Annotated in this window: 1 protein-coding gene; it reads right to left on the bottom strand. The window is 57.6% G+C overall.

Annotated elements, in window-relative coordinates; translation table 11 throughout:
* A partial coding sequence (locus D8S75_RS17310) for a recombinase family protein (RefSeq protein WP_157982684.1) occupies positions 1 to 470 on the bottom strand: 470 nt, incomplete at its 3' end.
* Positions 471 to 735: the final 265 nt, after the last annotated feature.

The following is a 735-nucleotide window of genomic DNA, read 5'->3' on the forward strand; positions in this document are numbered from 1 at the left end:
CTGGCCAGCAGCTTCCTGGCTGACTCAATCTTGCTTGCGTTCATCTTGGGCTTGCGCCCCCCTTTACGTCCGAGCTGACGGGCCACTTCCAGACCGGCGCGGGTGCGCTCGATGATCAGATCGCGTTCCATCTCGGCCAGGCTGGCCATCACGTGGAAGAAGAACCGGCCTGACGGTGTGCCGGTGTCGATCGCGTCCGTCAGGCTCTTGAACTGCACGCCCTGCTGCTGTAACTCGCCCACTAGATCGACCAACTGCTTGACGCTGCGACCCAGGCGGTCCAGCTTCCACACCACCAGCGTGTCGCCCTCGCGCAGCATTTCCCGTGCCTTGGCCAAGCCGGGACGCTCGGCTCGCGTGCCGCTGACTTGGTCCTCGAAGACCTTCTGGCAACCGGCCTGCCTCAACGTTTCAAGCTGCAATTGAAGGTTCTGGTCCTGCGTCGAGACGCGCGCATAACCGATCAGCATAGGGGGAGGGCCTTTCTTATCGAAACTCGTCGCTATCGAGTTCAATCAAGAATAAATTTCAAGAACAATTTTCGAGAAGCGCAAGGCCTTGATTTTGCGTGCTGTGCCAGAGATTCGGGCGGACTTCTCGTGAACCTCCGTTTTTGAGAGAGATGCCAACGGCTTAGCGTGCTTTAAATTCCGAATTCTGAGGCGACCCCTTAATAGCTGCAAATGCTTCGTGCATAATGGCCGCATTGGTTTTCGCCGCCCAAAAAGCGAAGAC

Origin of the sequence: Simplicispira lacusdiani (genome assembly GCF_003604195.1) — a bacterium.
Lineage (GTDB): Bacteria > Pseudomonadota > Gammaproteobacteria > Burkholderiales > Burkholderiaceae_C > Simplicispira > Simplicispira lacusdiani.